This is a genomic window from Photorhabdus sp. RW14-46, from assembly GCF_963887965.1.
Taxonomy (GTDB): domain Bacteria; phylum Pseudomonadota; class Gammaproteobacteria; order Enterobacterales; family Enterobacteriaceae; genus Photorhabdus; species Photorhabdus laumondii.
Genome location: NZ_CAWPHH010000101.1, coordinates 1 through 973, shown reverse-complemented (window position 1 = coordinate 973; position 973 = coordinate 1). Strand labels below are relative to the sequence as shown.

Genomic DNA, 973 nt, shown 5'->3' with positions numbered 1-973 from the left:
TACTGGCGGGGAACCAAACCCGTCGAGGCCGCAAAATCCCGGCTGCGAGAATATTGTTTTCCATCACCCAGTGGTGAGGAAAGCACACTCGCCGTGATGGGACCAATACCGGGGATCGTCATCAGCCGTTGTCCGGTATCATCCTGAATGATTTCCTGTGACAGTGCGGTCTCAATCTCGGTGATTTGCCCAACCAGATAGTGATAATGCGCCTGTAACCGTAGTAATATTTGCGCCAAATAAGGTGGAAGAGGATGTTCGGCCAAAACAGTGGAGAGTCGTTTTATCACGGCAATCCCCTTGGGCATACTGATGCCAAACTCAAGCAGGAAAGCTTGCATCTGATTGGTGGTTTTGACTTTATCCCGGACCAGTGATTCCCGGACACGATGCAACGCTCGCATGGCTTGTTGGGCTTCCGTTCTGGGCTGAACAAAACGCATTGAAGGTCGTGAGGCGGCTTCACAGATGGCTTCCGCGTCAATAAAATCATTCTTGTTACTTTTGACAAAAGGACGGACAAACTGCGGTGAAATCAGCTTAGCCTCATGCCCCAAATCAGCGATCCGCCTTGCCATGAAATGCGCGCCAGCACAGGCTTCCATCACAACCGTTGCCGGAGAGCAATCGGCTAAGAATTCCATCAATTTAGTTCGGGTGAATTTTTTACGTAGCAGAGCTTTTCCCGATGGCTCCTGACAATGGACATGAAAAGAATGTTTGCCGAGATCGATGCCAATCAGTGCGATAGTGTTCATGATGGTAGCCTCTTATCAAAGATAATCACTCTGCTAATATACTGCCGTTAGAGTGAGGGGAACCATCTCATTACCTTGGGGCATTTATGTGGTAAAGCAGCTAAAGAAGCCACTTTAACGTATAAGTATTCATGGGCCGATAATGGGTAATAGTCCGGTTGAATTGCCCACTTTACCGCTAAATAACTCAAGTGCCCCAGACTTTTTTATGCTCT

1 protein-coding gene is annotated in these 973 nt (G+C 48.2%); it reads right to left on the bottom strand.

What is annotated here, in order from left to right:
• The coding region (locus AACQ38_RS23720; protein WP_165579243.1) for an IS110-like element ISPlu13 family transposase at positions 1 to 758 on the bottom strand (758 nt) is incomplete at its 3' end.
• Between the last annotated feature and the right edge of the window lie 215 nt (positions 759 to 973).